Source organism: Polaribacter marinus (assembly GCF_022662535.1).
GTDB classification, from domain to species: Bacteria; Bacteroidota; Bacteroidia; order Flavobacteriales; family Flavobacteriaceae; genus Polaribacter; species Polaribacter marinus.
Genome location: NZ_JAKQYM010000001.1, coordinates 305,668 through 326,069, shown reverse-complemented (window position 1 = coordinate 326,069; position 20,402 = coordinate 305,668). Strand labels below are relative to the sequence as shown.

Below are 20,402 nucleotides of genomic sequence, written 5' to 3'. Positions count from 1 at the left end.
ATAGTATAAAAATATAAATATGAAAACGAAATATCAAAGTGTATTAAACTTAGGACAAGAATTAAATATTCAAAATGGTGATGTAAAAGAAGAAAATGGTAAACTACATATACTTGGAACAGCAAAGAATCAATACGAAAAAAACCTTCTTTGGGATGAAATAAAAAAAAATGGAGGAGAAACCCCTACAGATATTATAGCTGACATTAAAGTTGCCGATACTAGTGTTTATGCAAATCATACCGTTAAAAGTGGAGAAACTTTAGGGAAAATAGCTAAAAAATATTACGGAAATGCAATGAAATATACAGCTATTTTTAAAGCAAATACAAATATTTTAAAAAACCCAGATGTGATACATCCTGGTCAAGAATTAGTGATTCCTAATTTATAAGAAATATTAAAAAAGAGTTTAAAAACCGAAGCACTTTGCTTCGGTTTTTTTTTTATAAAAAAGCATCTTTATCAAACTCAATTCTTTTTAGTTTTTGATTGATTATTTAATAACAGAAATCATTACTTTTATCGTTAGATAAATTTCTAAATGATTACTAACCAAAAACTTTTTTTTACAGAAATTGTAAAATCACTTATAAAACTAATAATAGCAGGTATTTTTATTGGTTATTTAAAAAAATACGATGCTGTAATTGCAGGTATTTTACTTCTTAAAATATTTCATAATATTTACAAAGAAATTATAAAACCCAAAACTAGTAAAAATTGGTTGTTACTAATAGGAATGCTATTAACCGGTTTTGGTGGAATTGTTGGTGAAACTTGGGGAGTAACAAATGGATATTGGGAATACCACGAAGTTACACGAGAACTCCCCCTTTGGCTACCTTTTGCTTGGATGCTTGCTTTTCATTATTTGTATAAATTAGAACGCAACTTAATACCTTTTTTAAAATCTAAAACCACAAAAAATAAAATTTTGTTAGCTATCTTATTAGCAATAGTTTTACCTGCATTTGGTGAAGTTATTACAATATATTTAGGTGTTTGGACTTATTATTGGCCCTACCAAATTTTAGGTGTCCCTCTATATGCTTTCATTTGTTTAGTTTTTGTACATATGTTAGTTTACACAATTTTACATTTTATTTGTAAAAAATTTAAAATTGAAGATATTGTTTATAATTAAAACCTCCACGCAACAATTCTTGTAACTTTATTTCCTTGACTCATTGGAATTACTTTAAATTCTTTTGCTCCGAGTTTTTTTGATGATTTCTCTAAACTTTCAACATTTTCCTTTTTAGAAACTAGACTTGTAAACCATTTACTTTTCTCTTTAAACAAAGAACTCTCGTACAAATAATTATGAAGAAATGCTTTTTCTCCTCCAACATACCACAATTCATTATTATTTCCAGAAAAATTTCTAACAGCGTTATTTCCTAAATTTCTAGTTTTTCTTCTATTAGCACCTTGTGCTTCTTCTGCAGATTTGTAAAAAGGTGGATTACACATTGTTGCTGAAAAAGAATCTCCTTCTTCTAAAATTCCTTTTAAAATATGGTTTTCATCAAATTGTTGACGTAATACAATTTTTGATTCTAATCCATTATCATCTATAATATCTTGTGCGGTATCTAGAGAATCTAAGTCAATATCTGTTGCTACAAAATTCCAATCATATACTGCAACTCCTAACAACGGGTAAATACAGGTTGCCCCAGTACCAATATCAAGGATTTTTATATTTTCTTTTAATGAAAGTAAATCTGCTAAATGATGAATATAATCTAAACGTCCAGGAATTGGCGGACATAAATTTTCATCAGGAAAACCCCAAACAGTAATTTTTTCAAAAGAAAACAATAATGCTTTATTCAGTTCTTTTACTGCTTTTGGGTCAAAAAAATCAATGGTTGTAACTCCATATTTATTTTCTGAAACATATTCTTTTAAAAGTGGATTTTGTTTAATTAATGTATCAAAATCATATCCTTTTTTAAATTTATTTTTGGGATGTAAACCTTTATCTTTCATCTATTCAATCTTAATTCTTGTTTATTTTAAAGTGAAATTCACTTTTAAAAATTACTTCAATTATTTTTAACTCAAAAAAAACACTTCACATACAAAAAAAACATAAAACACTAAAAATCAATAATATAAAATAATAATCCATTATAAAAAGTGTAGCTACCTATACTACATAACTACTACATATGCGAAAAAAAGCAATATGATTCCTTAAATTTGAGTGTATATTAATTTCCCCCAATTTTCTATATAAATGCCATTTTAGAATATCTTTAAAATGGCATTTATTTTACAACTTACTTAAGAATTCTTGTAAAGTTTCGTTCTCAATTTTTAATTTTTTCTTAATTCTATACCTCGTAGTTTCTACACTTCTTGGTGATAAATTTAAAATATTTGCAACTTCTTTACTTTTTAAATTTACAGCTATATACGCACAATGTTTTTGTTCTGTTACTGTTAAAGTTGGTAATCTCTCTAACAATTTATCGAAAAATTCTGGTCTATTCTTTTTAAACTGAATTTTAAAGTCTATCCAAAAATCCTCTTCAGAAATAATTTGCTGTAAAGACCTATTTACAGAATGCATTTTTACACTTTTAATATTTTCTTTTTGCTCTATAAGTTTATTTATATTTTTTATAACATTATTAACAGCATCTTTATAATTAGAAATTTTTAAGGTTTTTGTTAATAATGTTTGCTCATTAAATTTTAATAGAGACGCTATCTCTTCATTTTTAGCTATTAATCCATTATTTGTTTCTTCTAATGCATCAAAATTACTCAGAAGTTTTGTATTTAATTCTTTTTTTTCACTTAAAGTCTTTTTCAGTTTATTAGAAAATTGATGACTTTTAAATATAAAAAAGAAACTAATCAATAAAAATAGAATACTTCCAATTATAATTATTTTATGGTTAAAAATAACTTTATTATTAGTGTTAAATAGTTCTTTCTCTAGAGAAGACTCCGTATTTAAAAAAATACTGTTTTTCTCTTTTTCTATTTGATTTTTTAAAACAAGTAATGAATCTGAAGATTTCATAAATTGATAAGCCAAATCAAAATTATTTTGTTTTTTATTTAATTCCGCATAAATTATATATATTGCCCTGTATGACTTTAAAATGTCGTCTGGAACATTTCTCTTTCTAGATTTCTCTGTAAGATCGATTGCATTTGATAAATGAATCTTTGCTAAATTATATTCTTCTAAATTTGTATAAGCTTGCGCTAAAAAAGTGTGAAAATATTTTAATCTTGATAATTTTGAATTGCTTTTTTCAATGGCAGCAATTCCTTTTTCTGCATTTATTAAAACGTCATTCCAATCTTTTTTATTAGCATGTACCTGACAAAGACTAAAATAAGTATCTACTACAAATTGTTTGTCATTATTTTTTTCACCATAAAAAATGGCTTTATTATAATAGTTTATTGCTGATCTGTAATCTTTCTTTCCACGAAAGAAAATACCTAAAAGGTTATTAAGAGCAGTTTTTACAACATATTTATCGCATTTTTCTGCTATAATAATTCCTTGTTTTGTGTTTTCTAAAAGGTTATCTGTTTCACTTAAAGTATAATTTCTTATTGCCTTTAAATGATATACTTTACTTAAAACACATGAATCTTTGATAATAATATTGTTTCTATCGATAAAAAATAAAACAGGAATTAAAGTCTCCGTTTTATCATATATTTCTGAATCTAAAAATGCTTCGTCAATTTTTTCTTCTAAGTTACCTATCGTTATCTCATTAATGCTATTCTTATGAGAACAATTAAAAAAAATTAAAATAATAAGAAATAAATAAGCCCCTTTAATATTCAACTTTAAAAATTTAGAATAATACAAAAGCCTAATTTACAAAGTTATTATCGTAAACTCTAACAACATTGGTTTTAAAGTAGATTTTAAAACATCAATAAAAGAATCTCCATACTCTAAATAATATTCAGAAAAATTACGCTGTCTTTCTTCTAAACTTTGATTTGGTAATAATTGATTTTGCAATTCTGTAATTCTATCAACTAAATCTTTTTGCCTTCTTTTTTCTGCTTTTAACAAACGTTTTTCAAGATTCTCTAATCCATTAATTTGTTTTTTTTCTTGTGCATTTACTGCGTTTATAAAAGAAACATCTGTTTTTTTGGCAACTTCTTTTAACTCTAAAAAATATTGTTCTAAATAACTTCTTTTTTCTTTAAAATTGACTTTAATTTCTGAATTCTCGATTACCTTTTTAGATAATAATTCAAATTGATTTAAAAATACTTCTTCTAAAGAAATTTCTAAATTTGTAAGTTTTCTTTCTTGTTTTTCTGAAATAACTTGTACAGAGTTTCGCAATAGTAAAATAGGAAATGGAATCTTTACTTTTTCAAAATATGCTTTTAATTCTAACCAATATGCAATTTCTCCACCTCCTCCAAGATAACAAAGGTTGGGTAAAATTACTTCTTGATACAATGGTCTCATAATTACATTTGGAGAAAAAGCTAACGGGTTTTTATCTACTTCTTGTAAAATTTCTTCTTTAGAAAAAGTAATACCTGTATTATTTACTTTGTATATTCCACCTTCAAAAATTATTCGTTCACGAAAATTTTCACCTAAATAAAATAAGTTTATTTCTCTAGGGTTAACTTGAATTTTGTATGCTTTTTCTAATTCTGTAATTGTTTTAGAAACTTCTTTAAAAGAAGTCTTATGTTCTAACTCATCTTTAACAATTGGGATAAATATTTTTTTTAAATCAACATCATCTCCATCTAGAATTACCAATCCATATTTCCCAAACAATTCATTAGCAATATACCTTGTAGCATCTGCTAAATTGTTGTGATGTAAATATCCTTTAAAAAATAATTCTTTTAATTCATTCGCATTTTTAGAATTTCCTAATTGATTCGAAAAAACTTCAAAAACATCTTGTAAACCTTCCGTAGAAAATCTACCTACAGCTCCCCCGTCTTCTCTATTCCATTTTACTTTTTTTCCTTTAAAATTAAAATAATTGATTTCATCAAAATCATGATCTTCTGTCGCCATCCAATAAATAGGCACAAAATTTTGTTCCGGAAATTTAGAAGTTAACTCTTCGCATAAATTAATGGTAGAAATTATTTTATATAAAAAATACAGTGGTCCTGTAAATAAATTTAATTGATGCCCTGTTGTTACCGTAAATGTTTGCTGTTGTTTAAGTAAATTTATATTCGCTAAAGTTTCTTCTGAAATATTGACAGCTTTATATTGCTTTTTTAAAGCACTTACCAAAGTTAATCTAGTTTGTAAGCCAAACGATTGCTGTTTTTCTTCAATCTGGTTATGAAACCCTGTTAAATCGGGGAAATTATTATAAAATGGTTGTATAGATTCTTTTTGCTCTAAATAATCAATCATTGTTTTAGAGAAAAATCCGGTTTTTTGAAATGGTATATGTGTTACTTTCATATTGCACCGTTTTGGCAACAATCAGAGTCTAATATAGAATTCATGTAGCTTAATTAATTTTTGATAAAAATACGAATAATTTACCCTTAGTCGTAAAGCTAAATTCAATCTAACAAACTTTTAACACGATAAAGATTCAAACTACTGAAAAACAAAAAAATATATTCTTACTTTTGGTTTTCAAACTCTATTTTACATGAAAATTAAATCCTTTTTTATAGTTGTATTATTAATAGCAACTAATATTTTCTCTCAAGAAATAAAATCTCCTTCAGAATTTTTAGGTTATGAAATTGGTTCTCGTTTTACAAGACATCATAAAGTTATTGATTATTTTAAATATATAAGCAAAAACTTATCGAATGTAAACTTAGAAAAATATGGAGAAACCTATGAGCATAGACCTTTATATCTTTCTTATATTTCTTCTAAAGAAAATATAGATCATCTAGAAAACATTAGAAAATCTAATCTTTCTCAAGCGGGAATTAGTAGTGGTAATTCTGACAACAAAATTGCTATTGTTTGGCTAAGTTATAACGTACATGGAAACGAAGCTTCTAGTACAGAAGCCTCTATGTTAACATTATATGAGTTAGTTACAAAGAAGAAATCATGGTTAAAAAACACTATTGTTATTATAGACCCTTGTGTAAATCCAGATGGAAGAGACAGATATGTCAATTGGTATAACCAAGTAAAAAGCACACCTTATAATGTAATTCAAGAAGCAAAAGAGCATTCAGAGCCTTGGCCATCTGGAAGACCAAACCATTATTTATTTGACTTAAATAGAGATTGGGCTTGGGCAACTCAGGTAGAATCTCAACAAAGAATAAAAATGTATAATAAATGGATGCCGCATGTTCATGTAGATTTTCACGAACAAGGTATTAATAGTCCATATTATTTTGCGCCTGCTGCAGAACCTTTTCATGAAATTATTTCTGATTGGCAGCTCGATTTTCAAACTCAAATAGGGAAAAATCATGCTAAATATTTTGACAAAGAAGGTTGGTTGTACTTTACAAAAGAAAGTTTTGATTTGTTATATCCAAGTTATGGAGATACATATCCAACTTTTATGGGAGCAATAGGAATGACATACGAGCAAGCAGGTCATGGACGTGCTGGTTTAGGAATTAAAACTGATGAAGGTGAAGTTTTAACTTTAAAAGACAGAGCAATTCATCACCTTACAACAGGTTTGTCAACCATAGAAATTTCATTTAAAAATGCCAAAAAGTTAAATAGTGAGTTTAAAAAATATTTTAATAACAGCTCTTTAACCTATAAAAGTTATGTCTTAAAAAACAGCAATGAAGACAAGGTAAATAGTTTAAAACAATTGCTAAAAACCCACGAAATTAGATTTGAAGAAGGAAAAAAAGGGACAGTAAAAGGTTTTCTGTACAGTACACAAAAAGAAGGAAAATTAGCCATTACAAAAAGTGATTTGATAATTCATACTGATCAACCAAAAGGAAAAATGGTTAAAGCTCTTTTTGAACCAAATGCAAAATTAACAGATTCTTTAACTTACGACATCACAGCTTGGTCATTACCTTATGCTTATGGCTTAGAAGCAATTGCCTCTAAAACTAAAGTTAACTCTTCTAAGAACAATATAATCAATACTACTAAGAATAGTATTGATAAAAATGCATACGCTTACCTTTCTAAATGGAACAGTTTAGTTGATGCTACTTTTTTAGGAGATTTGTTACAACACAATATTACACCAAGGTTTACAGAAAAACCTTTTTCTATTGGCGGAGAATCTTATGATAGAGGAACACTTATCATTTTAAGAAATGATAATAAAAATCCACATTTTGATGATAAATTGATTGATCTTGCCAACAAACATAAAAGAAATTTAACCTCAGTTTCTTCTGGTTTTGTAAGTGCTGGATTAGATTTTGGTTCCTCATCTGTAAAACCAATCAACAAACAAAATATCGCTGTTTTATCTGGTAAAGGAACTTCTTCTTTAAGTTTTGGGGAAATTTGGCATTTCTTTGAAACCCAATTACACTATCCAATAACCAATATTAACTCAGAAAATTTTAACTATTTAGATTTTTCAAAATTCGACGTAATTATTTTACCAAATGGATATTATGGTAGCGTACTTACAAAAACTACTTTAGATAAAATAAAAAAATGGACGCGTTCTGGAGGTACTTTAATTACCATTGGAAATGCTTTAAATAGTTTTGCCAATAAAGACGGATTTTCTTTAAAAAAGAAAAAATCAAATACGACAACAAAAGATGTCAATCTAACTCCTTATGCCAATAAAGAACGAAAAAATGTTGCAAATTTAATTACAGGAAGTATTTTTAAAAGTACCTTAGACAATACTCATCCATTAGCTTTTGGTTACGGTAAAGAATACTTTTCTTTAAAACTAAGTGGAACCTCGTACAACTTTTTAAAAGAAGGATTCAATGTTGGTTATTTTGATAGTAAAACTAAAAATGTGTCTGGTTATGCAGGAAGTAAAGCTGTAAAAAATGTACCAGAATCTTTGTTATTTGGAGAACAAAAAACAGGAAGAGGAAGTATTATTTATATGGTAGACAATCCTTTATTTAGGTCTTTTTGGGAAAACGGAAAACTGTTTGTAGCAAATGCAGTTTTCTTATTAAATTCTGATAAGCTAAAATAACTTCTAATATTGATAAATAAAAAAACTCGATAACATTTCTATTATCGAGTTTTTTTATTGGTTAAAACCCTGTCCCTGGGTTTTCTGGACTAGCAGCTTGTGCTTTTTGCGGACTTAATATTAAATAAGTTCCTAAAGCTGTTAGAGCAGCATACTTTCCGTATCTCCCTATCTCTTTTAAAGCTTCTTTTCTATCGATATTCTTTTTGTCTTTAATGCTCATAAAATGATTATTAGGGTCTTAGTTTATAATTATTTTTTTGGTAGCAGATTTATTTTCTGAAGTAACTTTTACCAGATAAACACCTTTTGAAAAACGAGTTAAATCAACAGGGCTAAACTTTTCTACATTTTGTTTTTGATTGAATAAGATTTTACCATTGATATCAAATAAATCAATCTTTAGAACACCAGAATTAACACCTTTTATTTGTAAGAAATTATTCTGATTGTAAATTTGTATTTTAGTTACATCTGTATCATTTACACTTAATGCTTCTCTAGAAAAATGAATAAAGAAACGTCCAAAACCACTAGCATCACTACTTAATGTTAACGTGTGGTTTTCTGTTTCACTCAATTCATAAAAACTATTTGTTTCTTTATCTTCTAAAAAGACTTTTAAACCATCAGTTAGATTACTATTAAACGAAGAAAAGGTAATTACTTCATTCTCTTTTCCGTTAAGGTTTAAAGAAATAACTTGGTTTTCAAAATTATCTCTTGGAATAGACTGAATTGTGTAAAATTTATCAGAAGAATTATCTAACAATTTTGTTGTTAAATCGAAATCTGAATGACCAAAATTAACAATGTCTTGTCCTTCATCAAATCCTACTGTTGCATTTTCAGAGAAAATAACATCAGCATTTACTTTTAAATTTCCTTTAGCAACATATAATTTTATGTAAGGTGTAGTATTTGAATCTCTATTAAAAGTATTTTCATCTACTGTAAAAGAAGCTTTAGCACCTCTATTAGCGCTATTAAAAGCAAGCATTTCATCAGTTCCTGAAGCTTTCATTTTTATAAAAAATCCTTGTCCTGGAGTTAGTACTTTAGATGTGGCAGAAACTAAATTTGTGTATGCTACATATTTACTTTGGTTGTCTTGCCAAACACGTACAGAACCATCTGCTAGTTTAGCATCATTTTCTAGTATAAAGTTTCCAGAGCTTACTTTATTAGCAGGGTAATATGCTGTAAAAGGATTACCAACAGCAACCCATTTATCATGTGCTGCATCTACATTAAGAGAACTTGTTTGTAGTGTTCCTGTAAAAGAAACTGGCCCATCTTCATCTCTAGATATTGTATACCCAATACCTTTTTCAAATTCTACTGCAGCACCAACATTTTCATCGAAATATTCCCATTTTGTATTTACAGGATTTGCATCATTATATTTACCAATTGCATATTTTTTTGGTGTAGCTCCATTGTTTCTTATTATATTATCTACGTTTTCAGCAAAAACTTTAACCGTTTGGCCAATAACTGGAGATGATATCAAGTTCCATTTTTCTGCTGTTGGAACACCAGATAAAATACCACCTCTTACGTAAGTTACTTTACCTGTACTAGTTCCTTTTACTATTAATGCACCACTATCGTCTGTATCTGAATATATGTTTGTAACACTATTTGCGGAAGTAGAATCAAAATTCTCTTCAATTGTTAAATCAGCATTTTTTTCAATATATAAAAGACCAGTATCTGCAATTTCTATAGACTTTGCAACCGCACCATTAGAATCTAAAGTTACTTCTTCGGCTGCTTTTATAAAAACATCATCTGTTATAGTAGGTAAAGTACTACCTTCCCAACTAGAAGCATCTGACCAATATACTTTTGCTGGATCAGTGTTATCAAAATATTTTTGATCATCATACACCCACATTCCTCTACCAAAAGTACCTACATAAACGTTTCCATTGTTTTTACTAACTTTAATATCTGTAACAATTACGTTTGGTAAACCTGTTCCTAATTTTGTCCAATTTGTTGATGCTGGTATTGTTGTATCATCTGTATAATACAATCCTAATTCTGTTGCTACATATATAGTCTCTTTGCTTTTATTTGGATCTAAAATTATTTTTTTCATGATAATATTATCCATATTACCACTAATATTAGTCCAAGTATTTCCATTATTTACACTTTTATATATTTTTTCTGTATCTGTATAAGCAGATGCTGTTGCATACACTACATTTGTATTTGGCACGGCATATACACTGTTAATCGTGGTACCTGCTGGACTTGCTATGGTTGTCCAATTTACACCATCATCTATACTTCTCCTTAGAGTAGATGCACTTGCAATTTGTCCAATTGCGAAGATTCTAATCGAACCATTTAAAGAAACATCTAAAAAAGAAGTATGTGTTAAGCCAGAACTCAGTGCAACAAAACTATCAGGAGTTCCTGGATTATCCTCAAGATCAGTATTACCACCTTTATTTCCAGTTCTTTTCACATCTCCATGACCTACATAAACTATATTAGCATCTGTTGGATGCAAAGCTAATGGAGAAATAAATGCTGCGTTTGTTTTGTCTTCAAGAAGAATTTTGGTAGCGGAAGCATAACCACCTGCATACCCATCATCAGTTCTACTTAATTGACCATTTGTACCTCCTAAATATCTAATAGTAGGATCATCAATATCTATTCCTGTTCCTGTTCCATCTCCAGCTACTGCAGCAACCCATTTTTGAGTTCCATCTTTTAATATTTTAGAAAAACCATCATTATCTTGGTTTGCCATCATATAATCATCTCCATTTAAACCTTGTGTAATAGCAATATTGTAAATTTGTGTGATAATTAATCCACTAGATTTGTCTGGAAAATCTGCTGCTGTTGTTGGTGAAAAAGATCCCATTCTAAGACCTGCATCATTTCCGTTAATAATTTCAGTATTACTCGTAAATAAAAAAAAGTGATGATCTGCATGAACGTGAATTTGACCTGCAGGTGGTGGAAAATCATACGCATTTAATACAGAAGTAAAAGAACCTCCATTATTTGCAGATTTCCAACCTTGTACACCACCAACCATTATGTGATTTGCATTTGTTGGGGAAATAGCAATACATTGTATATACCCTTCTTGAGAATTAAAACCTGCTATGGTTGTAGAAGAAATTAAATCTCCTGAAGCGTCAGTAAAAGCAAAACGATATTTTACAAAAACACCATTTTGTTTTATTCCATAAAAATGAAGATTATCTGCAGGTGTAGCAGCAAGTCTTAAAATTTCTTGACTTCCTCCTCCAGGAAAAGCAGGATGAACTTTAAAGTTAACTCCAGCATTTGTAGAATAATATAAGCCACCAAATAAATCTGAAACTACTACTTTATTCCCGTCATTAGGATCAAAAACTATTGATTGAAATTTAGCACTATAGGTAAAACCTCCATAGTCAACTGTCATATTACTCCAATCAACTCCGCTATTTGTAGATCTTCTTATTTGATCATTTGTAAGTGCGAATATTGTTGATGAATTTATGGTTCCATCTAGATTTCGTCCAAATGCAATGTCTCTGATATATTCATTATCAGATAAAGAAAAAGAAAGATTATTTAATAATGTCCATGTTTCACCAGCATCTGTAGATTTGAATAAACCAATAGAACTAATGTAAGAACTATCTCTATCTCCAGTAGCCATGTACAAAATATTTGCATTGTCTGGATCTAATAATATATCTGTAACACCCAAACCTGCAAGATGATCAGTTTTTGGAGCCCAACTTGTTCCACCATCTAAAGTTTTCCATAAACCACCAGAAGTAGAACCTACGTACATTATATCAGAATTTGTTGGATGTACAACAACAACATCTACTCTACCAGGACCTGGGTAATCGTCATTACCATTTGCATCTACAATTGCAGTTGGGCCTATTTGTACCCAAGGTTTGGTCGTAGAAGAGGATCTAGCTTGTGTGTTAGAGTTTTTTTCTAATACATTTAAATAATCTTTTTTATTAACTTGGTTTTTAGGAAAAGTTCCATCTGGGTTTACTCTATCTTTCCAAATCCAAGCCCAACGTTCAAAAAGTTTATATGCTTTATGTTCCATTTTAGAAACTTTCCCTCTAGATTGTAATTTTTTATCTGAAAATTGTTTTCTAGTTTTCTTTACAATTTCAAAGAAATTACTATTCTCTTTTAATGCTTCTGTTTTGTAATCTAATTTCTGTCCGTTTATTTGGAAACAAAAAAGTACAATTAAGCAAAAGCTAGTTTTTTGTATTATTTTTTTCATTTTATTCAATTAATTAATTGTAATACAAATATGAATCAAAAAGCAGTCTGAGAAATATAAAGTGACTACTCACAAACTACTCACATAGAAAAAATACATGAAAAGTCTCAATAATTAAATACTGTTTATTAAAAAACCTTCGCTATTTTTGGAATTAATAAAAATAATTCTATAATTCTATATTTTTGAAATCAAAAAAACTTTCTCTTTTTCTTTTATTGAATGCTGTATTTTTAAGCATCACTCTACATGCACAAAAACCAGGTTCTAATAAATATTTAAGATATATTGACTCTGCGGATGTTAAATTTTATGATTTCCCAAGTATTGCTAATCAATTTTTAGACTCAATTCCAAAACCTTTAGAAAATAATATTAAGGGGCATATTGCAGAATACTATAATTATAAAGCAGCTATAAGTAGCTTTTTAAATAATGATGCAGAAGTGTATCATTATAATATACTTTCTCTAAAATATGCAGAAAAAGAGAAAAATTATGAAATGGCTGGTGCTGCAAGTATCGAATTATTTTACAACTTTTTTAATACAGACAAAGATTCAATCGCATATATTTATTTAGAAAAAGCAGAAAAATTTTACACATTAGACAAGAATAAAGAAGGTCTCATAGATGTAATGCAAATGAGAGCTTTTGCAGAGTTTAATCGTGAAAACTACAAAAAAAGTAACGCCCTTCTTATACCTAAATTAGACTATTATAAATCTATTAAAGAAGACTCTTTTTATTATATGTATGCTTTATTTATGCTAACCTCTAATTATATTCATTTAAATGATGATCTAAATCGTAAAAAATATTTTAAAGAGTTTAAAAAATTAGAAAGTGATACCACAATTTCTTCTTCTCTTTACAAAACACATAAAGTTACGCTAAACATTTGTATGCAGCATTTACATTTAGGTAGAGAAGAATTAGATTCAACATTTCATTATTTAAAAAAAGTTGATGCAATGCGTAGTTCTATGAATAATTCTGATAAAGAAACTCATTTTAAGAACTACATAACTTATCATGAAAAAAATAATAATAACGAGGCAAAAAATAATTATATAGATTCTTTAAAACATTATAATGAAGGTCTGATTGAAAAAAATAGAGACGCAAGCTTTAATATTAATGAATCTCTCTTTGAAACTGCCCAGAATTTAAAAACTGAAACTAAAAAAAAGCACCTTAATCGAAATTGGTTAATATTTTTTATTACGTTATTAGTTGGCCTAGTTGTTTTTATAATTTTTAAATACAACAAGATTAGAGAAAAATTTGAAGAATTTTCCAAAAGAAAAAAAGAGTATTCGTTTCTTCAAAATAATCACGAAAAACTAAAAGTAAAGGTTAAGGGATTAGAAAATTATATCGCTGAAATAAAAAAAGAAGTTAAAAGTATTTCTTCCATTACAACCATAAATGAGCAAAAGAATAGAATTCAAGAACTTCATAAAGAAATTCATCATAATTCATCTGTATTATTAGCAAAAGGAGAAAATCATTTAGACTTAATAAATGAACTTAATGTAGAGTTTTTTAACCAAATGTCTATAAAACACCCAGAACTAAACTCATCAGAAATAATAATATGCTACTATTTATTTATGGATTTTAAAAGTAAAGAAATTGCAGCTTTTGTAAACAAATCTGTAAGGTCTATAGAAAGTAAGAGATATAGAATTGCGAATAAATTGAACATAAAAGAGAAAGATTACAATCTTTCAGAATACTTAAAAGAAACTTTTAAGTATACTTTACCTTCTTAAAAGTAGATTTATATTTGGGCGTTTTAACGGGCTTTTCATTATATCTTTTTGCGAAAATACAAAAAGGATGTCATTGCAATCCCTAACGCAAATTGTTAGTTTATAATACATAATCAAAGTTTTAATAACACTTAAGGAAATTGTAAAACAAAAAAAAACCACTCAAATGAGCGGTTTTTAAAATTATTTTCTTTTCTGATTTAAAGGAACTGGTTTTTCTTGTTTTTTAACTGGCGTTCCATACAAATCGTAATCTCCAGCTTCGTGAATTTTAACATCTATAAACTCACCAATTTTTATATAATGCTCTTTTGCGTCTACAATAACATCATTATCTACATCAGGTGAATCCGATTCTGTTCTTCCATAGAAATATTCTCCATCTTTTCTATCGAACAAACATCTGAATGTTTTTCCAATTTTTTCTTGATTCAACTCCCAAGAAATTTGAGATTGAATTTCCATAATTTCGTTTACTCTCTTAAACTTTACTTCTGCTGGTACATCATCTTCTAAAACATAGGCACCTGTATTTTCTTCATGAGAATATTCAAAAGCACCTAAACGCTCAAAACGCATTTCTTCTACCCAATCTTTTAATTCTTGAAACATTTCTTCCGTTTCTCCAGGATAACCAACAATTAAAGTAGTTCTAATTGCCATTTTTGGTACAGCTTCTCTAAACTTGTGAATTAACGCAGTCGTTTTTTCGTGTGTTGTTCCACGTTTCATCGACTTTAATAACTCTGTATTAATGTGTTGTAAAGGAATATCTAAATAATTACACACTTTTGGTTCGCGTTTCATTACTTCTAAAACATCCATAGGAAAACCTGTAGGAAATGCATAATGCATACGAATCCATTCAATTCCTTCAACTTTTGCCAAAGCTTCAAGTAATTGAGCTAAAGCTCTTTTTTTATAAATATCTAATCCGTAATACGTTAAATCTTGAGCAATTAACATTACTTCTTTAATTCCTTTTGCTGCTAATTTTGTTACTTCTGTAACAATATCTTCAATAGGAGTCGAAATGTGTTTTCCTCTCATTAAAGGAATTGCACAAAATGAACAAGGTCTATCACAACCTTCTGCAATTTTTAAATATGCATAATGTTTTGGCGTTGTAGTTAAACGTTCTCCAATTAACTCGTGCTTATAATCTGCTTCTAATGCTTGTAAAAGATTTGGTAAATCGTGTGTTCCAAAATATTGATCTACATTTTTAATTTCTGCCTCTAAATCTGGTTTATAACGTTCACTCAAACAACCAGAAACAAAAACTTTATCAATTTCACCAGCCTCTTTTCTTTTTGCATAATGTAAAATCGTATCAATAGATTCTTCTTTGGCTTTCCCTATAAATCCACAGGTATTAATTACAACAATATTTCCATCATCTTCTGGATCTTCATGAACAACATTTTTTCCGTTGGCTTTTAACTGTCCCATTAACACTTCACTATCGTAAACGTTTTTAGAACATCCTAAAGTAACAACGTTAATCTTATTTTTTTTGATGGTTTTTGTACGCATTGTATTCTGATTTTAGCGGGTGCAAAAATAGTGCTTTTAAAATGAATTCTATTGATACTTTTAGGCATTTACCTATATTTGGTTAATTACTTCAAGCTATACCAAATTAAATTTTCTAAAAGCATCTCTTCCTTAAAACAACTAAATTATATTTCTTAATTTGCATTCAAATATAAGATTTTAAACCTTTTAAGAAATTACAAGTCTAAATAAAAAAGTTAATTAGGATGAAACTAAAATCTACTTTTATAAAAATACTTTTTGCTTTTTGTACAATTTGTTCTTGCTCTAGTGATGGAGGAGAAAATAATCAAATTATTATTACACCTCAACCTACAGAAGAATTGTATTTCCCTCCTCTAAACACTACTGTTTGGGAAACAAAATCTATTTCAGAATTAGACTGGAAAGAAGACCAACTTCAACCTTTATTAGATTTTTTAGAAGAAAAAAACACCAAAAGTTTTATAATTCTTTACAATGGAAAAATTGTGATTGAACAATATTTTAATAATCACACTATCAATTCTAATTGGTATTGGGCTAGTGCTGGTAAAACTTTAACTTCTACTGTTGTTGGCATTGCACAAGACAACGGTTCTATAAATATAAACAATAAAGTTTCTGATTATTTAGGTGTAGGTTGGACAAATGCTACTTTAGAAAAAGAAAATTTAATTTCATGCAAAAACTTATTATCTATGAGTTCTGGCTTAGACGACACACTTGGTGATGATGTTTCTCCTTCAAATTTACAATATCTTGTAGATGCAGGTTCCCGTTGGGCCTATCATAATGTATATGTAAAATTACAAGATGTTGTTGCTAATGCTACAAATACTTCTTGGAAAGATTATTTTAATAGGAATTTAAGAGACAAAATAGGAATGACAGGTAGTTGGATACACGTAAATGATTTAAATGTATATTGGAGTAATACTAGAAGTATGGCACGTTTTGGTTTGCTAATTTCCGCAAATGGTAAATGGAATGAAACACAAATTGTCTCTGAGAATTTTCTTCTTGAAGCTACAAGTACCAGTCAAAATATAAACAAAGCATATGGTTATCTATGGTGGCTAAATGGAAAATCGACATACCATCTACCTCAAACTCAATATGAATTTAATGGAGAGTTAATTCCTAATGCTCCATCAGACCTGATTGCTGCCTTGGGAAAAAATGATCAAAAAATATATATTGTACCTAGTAAAAAACTAGTAATTATTAGAATGGGAGAATCTGCAGATAACTCTAATTTTGCATTGTCTAATTTTGATAATGAGTTATGGGGAAAGATTAATGCCCTCATCAATTAAAACATTCTCTTATAAAAAACATCTAAAAATTAATAAATTTAAAATAGTATATACTATCTAAATCAAATGCAATAATATATTACTTTTTCCTATCTTAAATTAAACTTTTAGAAAATTCTAGTGTCAAAGAAACAAAATATATAAAATGAAAAGACACTTTGCATTAGTAATACTTTTTTTAGGAACACAGTTATTCGCCCAAGAAAACAATGAGCATTTAACTGCAACAATAATCGGGTCTGGTTCACCAAAATTTAACACTGAACGTTCGGGTCCGTCTGTTTTAATAAAATACAAAAACACAGAAATCTTAGTAGACATGGGGAATGGCACACAAGCTAATCTCAATAAAAAAAACACTAAAATTAAAGACATTGACGGTTTTCTTTTTACTCACCATCATTTAGACCATAACGAAGAATTTACTCCTATTTTTATTCAATCACTTCTTGGAGGAAATAAAACAACTATAGCAGGACCAAAACAAACAACCTCTATAATTGACAACACCCTTAAAATTTATGAAGAGGACATCAATTATAGACTTTCAAAGTCTGGGAGAAGCTTAAGTAATGTTAAATCCAATTTCAACGTTAAAAATCTATCCGGTAACAATACATTCTTTATAGGAGAGATCAAAATCACCTATACCCCAGTAAACCATACTATTGCTGCACTTGCATTTCGTTTTGATGTAGGCAATGAATCCATCGTGATTTCTGGAGATTTAACATATTCCGAGTCTTTACCTATATTAGCTAAAAATGCAGATTATTTAATCATGGATTCTGGTGGCGCGATTGCTATAGGCTCAAAAAGAAATACATCTAAAAAGAAGAACAACAAAAAAAACAAACAAAAGGCACACGTAAATTTAACAGAAAGCTCATTAATGGCTAAAGAAGCTAATGCTAAAAACTTAGTATTAACACATTTTAACTTTACAAATATTGATGAAGAAGCTACAACTGCCGCAATACGCAAAAATTATATTGGCAACGTTTTGTATGCCAAAGATTTAATGGTGTTGCCTATCGAAGAAAAAGTGCATAGTCATAACGGTATATCACACTCTCATAATAATGAGCATCTCACAGAAATTAAAAATATTGTAAAGAAAAAACTTTCGCTTCAAAATAAAGTATCTATAATCTTAGATAAAAAAAATGATATTCGTATTATCAAGTCCAATGCTATTCCTAATCATACAGTTGGTCAATTTCCTACAAAAGGAAATCCTAATACAATTTCAGAACAAAATAAAGTATATACAATCGATTTAACAGCTGAATTAGCAAACAACAAAACCTTTGTATACGATTTAGGTATTGATAGAGGAAAACCTAGTTATGTATTTGGTGTTGCCATTAATGGAGTGAAATTTGAACCTTCAGCAAATGAATATTTTAGAAACACCAAAACCAATCAGCCTAATTATGAATGGACACTTGAACCTTTAAGTGATGAAGTCAATTTAGGCGAAGATTATAACAACGCACATGTGCAACCCAATGGAGAATACCATTACCACGGAACACCAACAGGTTTGGTTACTAATTTTGATAAAAGTAAAATGACTTTGGTTGGTTGGGCAGCAGATGGATTCCCTATGTATTATAAAATGGGGTATAAAAACCCAATGGACTCCAATAGTGAAGTAGTTAAATTAAAGTCTAGTTATGTATTAAAACAAGGAGAACGACCTGGAAATGGCATTACTGCTCCCAATGGAACGTATTCTGGCAAATATGTTCGTGATTTTGAATTTCAAAATAATTTTGGCGATTTAGATGAGTGTAATGGAAGAACTGGTGTAACACCAGAATTTCCAAACGGAACTTATTATTATATTGTTTCTGATGAATTTCCTTCTGCTAGTAGATGTTTTATGGGAACACCTAGTAATGATTTTAAAATTGGAGGAAAGAAAAATCAAAAACAACAAAAATTAAACAAGTCACAACAGAAACAACAAAGACCAAAAGAAAATACACCACCCAATTTTACAAATATGCTTGAAAAAATGGATACAAACAAAGATGGAAAAATCTCAAAGACTGAAGCCAAAGGAAAACTAAAAGAAAAATTTGAAAAAAGAGACAGTAACAATGACGGCTATATCACTGTTAATGAAATGACCAAAAGAAGTAACTAACTGCTTTCAAATGAATTTTTAACATCTCTTTTTATTAGAAATAAAAACTCCTTTTACAAATTGTAGAAGGAGTTTTATTTATTTATTTATTTTTTTATTTATTTTTTTGTGATACTACTTAAAAAAAGAATCTACAAATTCATGTTTGTTAAAAACTTGTAAATCATCTATACCTTCTCCTACACCAATATATTTTACAGGTATTTGAAATTGATCTGAGATACCAATTACAACACCACCTTTTGCGGTACCATCTAATTTAGTTACTGCTAAAGATGTAACTTCTGTTGCTAATGTAAATTGTTTTGCTTGTTCAAAAGCATTTTGACCAGTAGAACCATCTAAAACCAATAAAACATCATGAGGTGCATCTGCTACCACTTTTTGCATTACACGTTTTATCTTAGTTAACTCATTCATTAAATTCACTTTATTGTGCAAACGGCCTGCAGTATCAATAATAACAACATCAGCATCTTGAGTAACAGCAGATTTTAAAGTATCAAAAGCTACAGAAGCTGGATCAGACCCCATTTCTTGACGAACAATTGGTACATCTGTTCTATCTGCCCATACTTGTAATTGATCTATTGCAGCAGCTCTAAAAGTATCAGCTGCCCCTAAAACTACTTTTAATCCTTGTTTTTTAAATTGTGCTGCAAGCTTACCAATTGTTGTAGTTTTACCAACACCATTTACACCAACAACCATTAAAACGTATGGTTTTTTATTTTCCGGAATTGTAAATTCTGTTTCGTTACCAATATTTGTTTCAGATAAAAGTCCTGCAATTTCATCTCGAAGAATTCTGTTTAACTCGTCTGTACCTACATATTTATCTTTGGCTACTCTTTTTTCAATTCTATCAATAATTTTAAGAGTCGTATCTACACCTACGTCAGAAGCTACTAGAATTTCTTCTAAGTTATCCAACACATCATCATCTACTTTAGATTTACCTGCAACTGCTTTAGACAGTTTACCAAAGAAACTTTCTTTCGACTTCTCTAATCCTTTATCTAATGTTTCTTTTTTTTCTTTTGAAAATATTTTTTTAAAAAAACTCATGTGCTGTTTTTATAATCTAAATGTGATACCTTAAAAAGTATGCCATTTGTTGAGGTTTGGTCAAATTGTCATTAAATTTACCTGCATTAGCGATTGCAACGACATCCTTTTTTGAAAAACAAAAAAAAGAGA

General features: G+C 28.8%; 13 protein-coding genes. 6 read left to right on the top strand and 7 right to left on the bottom strand.

From position 1 onward, the window contains the following. Window positions 1-19 precede the first annotated feature (19 nt). Entirely contained in the window at window positions 20-394 is a 375-nt protein-coding gene (locus MC378_RS01455) for a LysM peptidoglycan-binding domain-containing protein (RefSeq protein WP_242176933.1), read from the top strand. 150 nt (window positions 395-544) lie between these two features. Then, window positions 545-1,147 carry a hypothetical protein gene (locus MC378_RS01450; protein WP_242176932.1) on the top strand — a complete coding sequence of 201 codons (603 nt, stop codon included), beginning with the start codon at window positions 545-547 and terminating at the stop codon, window positions 1,145-1,147. Here MC378_RS01450 and rlmF read toward each other — a convergent pair. The 3 genes from rlmF to bshC all read right to left on the bottom strand — a co-directional run bounded on the left by rlmF (window position 1,144) and on the right by bshC (window position 5,458). Next, the gene (rlmF, locus tag MC378_RS01445) at window positions 1,144-1,998 is read right to left on the bottom strand and encodes a 23S rRNA (adenine(1618)-N(6))-methyltransferase RlmF (RefSeq protein WP_242176931.1); all 855 of its coding nucleotides are present in this window, start codon (window positions 1,996-1,998) and stop codon (window positions 1,144-1,146) included. The genes MC378_RS01450 and rlmF overlap by 4 nt on opposite strands. Window positions 1,999-2,284: 286 nt before the next feature. Then, on the bottom strand, window positions 2,285-3,832 hold the full coding sequence (locus tag MC378_RS01440) for a LuxR C-terminal-related transcriptional regulator (protein ID WP_242176930.1): 1,548 nt from the start codon (window positions 3,830-3,832) through the stop codon (window positions 2,285-2,287). A 33-nt stretch (window positions 3,833-3,865) separates the two neighbouring features. Next, a complete protein-coding gene (bshC, locus tag MC378_RS01435) occupies window positions 3,866-5,458 on the bottom strand; it encodes a bacillithiol biosynthesis cysteine-adding enzyme BshC (RefSeq protein ID WP_242176929.1) in 1,593 nt (530 codons plus the stop codon). Window positions 5,459-5,654: 196 nt separating this feature from the next. On the opposite strand from bshC, the gene MC378_RS01430 reads away from it, so the two are divergent. Beyond that, window positions 5,655-8,132 (top strand): M14 family metallopeptidase, encoded by a 2,478-nt coding sequence (locus MC378_RS01430; protein WP_242176928.1) that lies wholly within the window; start codon window positions 5,655-5,657, stop codon window positions 8,130-8,132. Window positions 8,133-8,193: 61 nt separating this feature from the next. Here MC378_RS01430 and MC378_RS01425 read toward each other — a convergent pair whose 3' ends face one another. Together MC378_RS01425 and MC378_RS01420 are read right to left on the bottom strand one after the other, a co-directional pair. Beyond that, window positions 8,194-8,355, bottom strand: coding sequence for a hypothetical protein (locus MC378_RS01425; protein ID WP_242176927.1), 162 nt, complete (start codon window positions 8,353-8,355; stop codon window positions 8,194-8,196). 18 nt (window positions 8,356-8,373) lie between these two features. Next, on the bottom strand, window positions 8,374-12,414 hold the full coding sequence (locus MC378_RS01420) for a T9SS type A sorting domain-containing protein (protein WP_242176926.1): 4,041 nt from the start codon (window positions 12,412-12,414) through the stop codon (window positions 8,374-8,376). A 185-nt stretch (window positions 12,415-12,599) separates the two neighbouring features. On the opposite strand from MC378_RS01420, the gene MC378_RS01415 reads away from it, so the two are divergent. Next, on the top strand, window positions 12,600-14,192 hold the full coding sequence (locus MC378_RS01415) for a helix-turn-helix transcriptional regulator (protein WP_242176925.1): 1,593 nt from the start codon (window positions 12,600-12,602) through the stop codon (window positions 14,190-14,192). A 183-nt stretch (window positions 14,193-14,375) separates the two neighbouring features. On the opposite strand, the gene rimO is transcribed toward MC378_RS01415, so the two are convergent. Then, window positions 14,376-15,728, bottom strand: coding sequence for a 30S ribosomal protein S12 methylthiotransferase RimO (gene rimO, locus MC378_RS01410; RefSeq protein ID WP_242176924.1), 1,353 nt, complete (start codon window positions 15,726-15,728; stop codon window positions 14,376-14,378). A 227-nt stretch (window positions 15,729-15,955) separates the two neighbouring features. Between rimO and MC378_RS01405 the strand changes: the two genes are divergently transcribed. Both MC378_RS01405 and MC378_RS01400 read left to right on the top strand, forming a co-directional pair. Beyond that, window positions 15,956-17,047, top strand: a complete 1,092-nt coding sequence (locus MC378_RS01405) for a serine hydrolase domain-containing protein (RefSeq protein WP_242176923.1) — start codon at window positions 15,956-15,958, stop codon at window positions 17,045-17,047. A gap of 145 nt (window positions 17,048-17,192) precedes the next feature. Further along, on the top strand, window positions 17,193-19,202 hold the full coding sequence (locus MC378_RS01400; RefSeq protein ID WP_242176922.1) for a YHYH protein: 2,010 nt from the start codon (window positions 17,193-17,195) through the stop codon (window positions 19,200-19,202). Between the two features lie 114 nt (window positions 19,203-19,316). Here MC378_RS01400 and ftsY read toward each other — a convergent pair whose 3' ends face one another. Continuing rightward, window positions 19,317-20,270 (bottom strand): signal recognition particle-docking protein FtsY, encoded by a 954-nt coding sequence (gene ftsY / locus MC378_RS01395; RefSeq protein ID WP_242176921.1) that lies wholly within the window; start codon window positions 20,268-20,270, stop codon window positions 19,317-19,319. Window positions 20,271-20,402: the final 132 nt, after the last annotated feature.

Bases quoted from the DNA above. Each gene is read 5' to 3' on its own strand.
- rimO (WP_242176924.1), bottom strand. From the start codon at position 15,728: ATGCGTACAAAAACCATCAAAAAAAATAAGATTAACGTTGTTACTTTA.
- ftsY (WP_242176921.1), bottom strand. From the start codon at position 20,270: ATGAGTTTTTTTAAAAAAATATTTTCAAAAGAAAAAAAAGAAACATTA.
- MC378_RS01455 (WP_242176933.1), top strand. From the start codon at position 20: ATGAAAACGAAATATCAAAGTGTATTAAACTTAGGACAAGAATTAAAT.
- MC378_RS01430 (WP_242176928.1), top strand. From the start codon at position 5,655: ATGAAAATTAAATCCTTTTTTATAGTTGTATTATTAATAGCAACTAAT.
- MC378_RS01400 (WP_242176922.1), top strand. From the start codon at position 17,193: ATGAAAAGACACTTTGCATTAGTAATACTTTTTTTAGGAACACAGTTA.
- bshC (WP_242176929.1), bottom strand. From the start codon at position 5,458: ATGAAAGTAACACATATACCATTTCAAAAAACCGGATTTTTCTCTAAA.
- MC378_RS01405 (WP_242176923.1), top strand. From the start codon at position 15,956: ATGAAACTAAAATCTACTTTTATAAAAATACTTTTTGCTTTTTGTACA.
- rlmF (WP_242176931.1), bottom strand. From the start codon at position 1,998: ATGAAAGATAAAGGTTTACATCCCAAAAATAAATTTAAAAAAGGATAT.
- MC378_RS01450 (WP_242176932.1), top strand. From the start codon at position 545: ATGATTACTAACCAAAAACTTTTTTTTACAGAAATTGTAAAATCACTT.
- MC378_RS01425 (WP_242176927.1), bottom strand. From the start codon at position 8,355: ATGAGCATTAAAGACAAAAAGAATATCGATAGAAAAGAAGCTTTAAAA.
- MC378_RS01420 (WP_242176926.1), bottom strand. From the start codon at position 12,414: ATGAAAAAAATAATACAAAAAACTAGCTTTTGCTTAATTGTACTTTTT.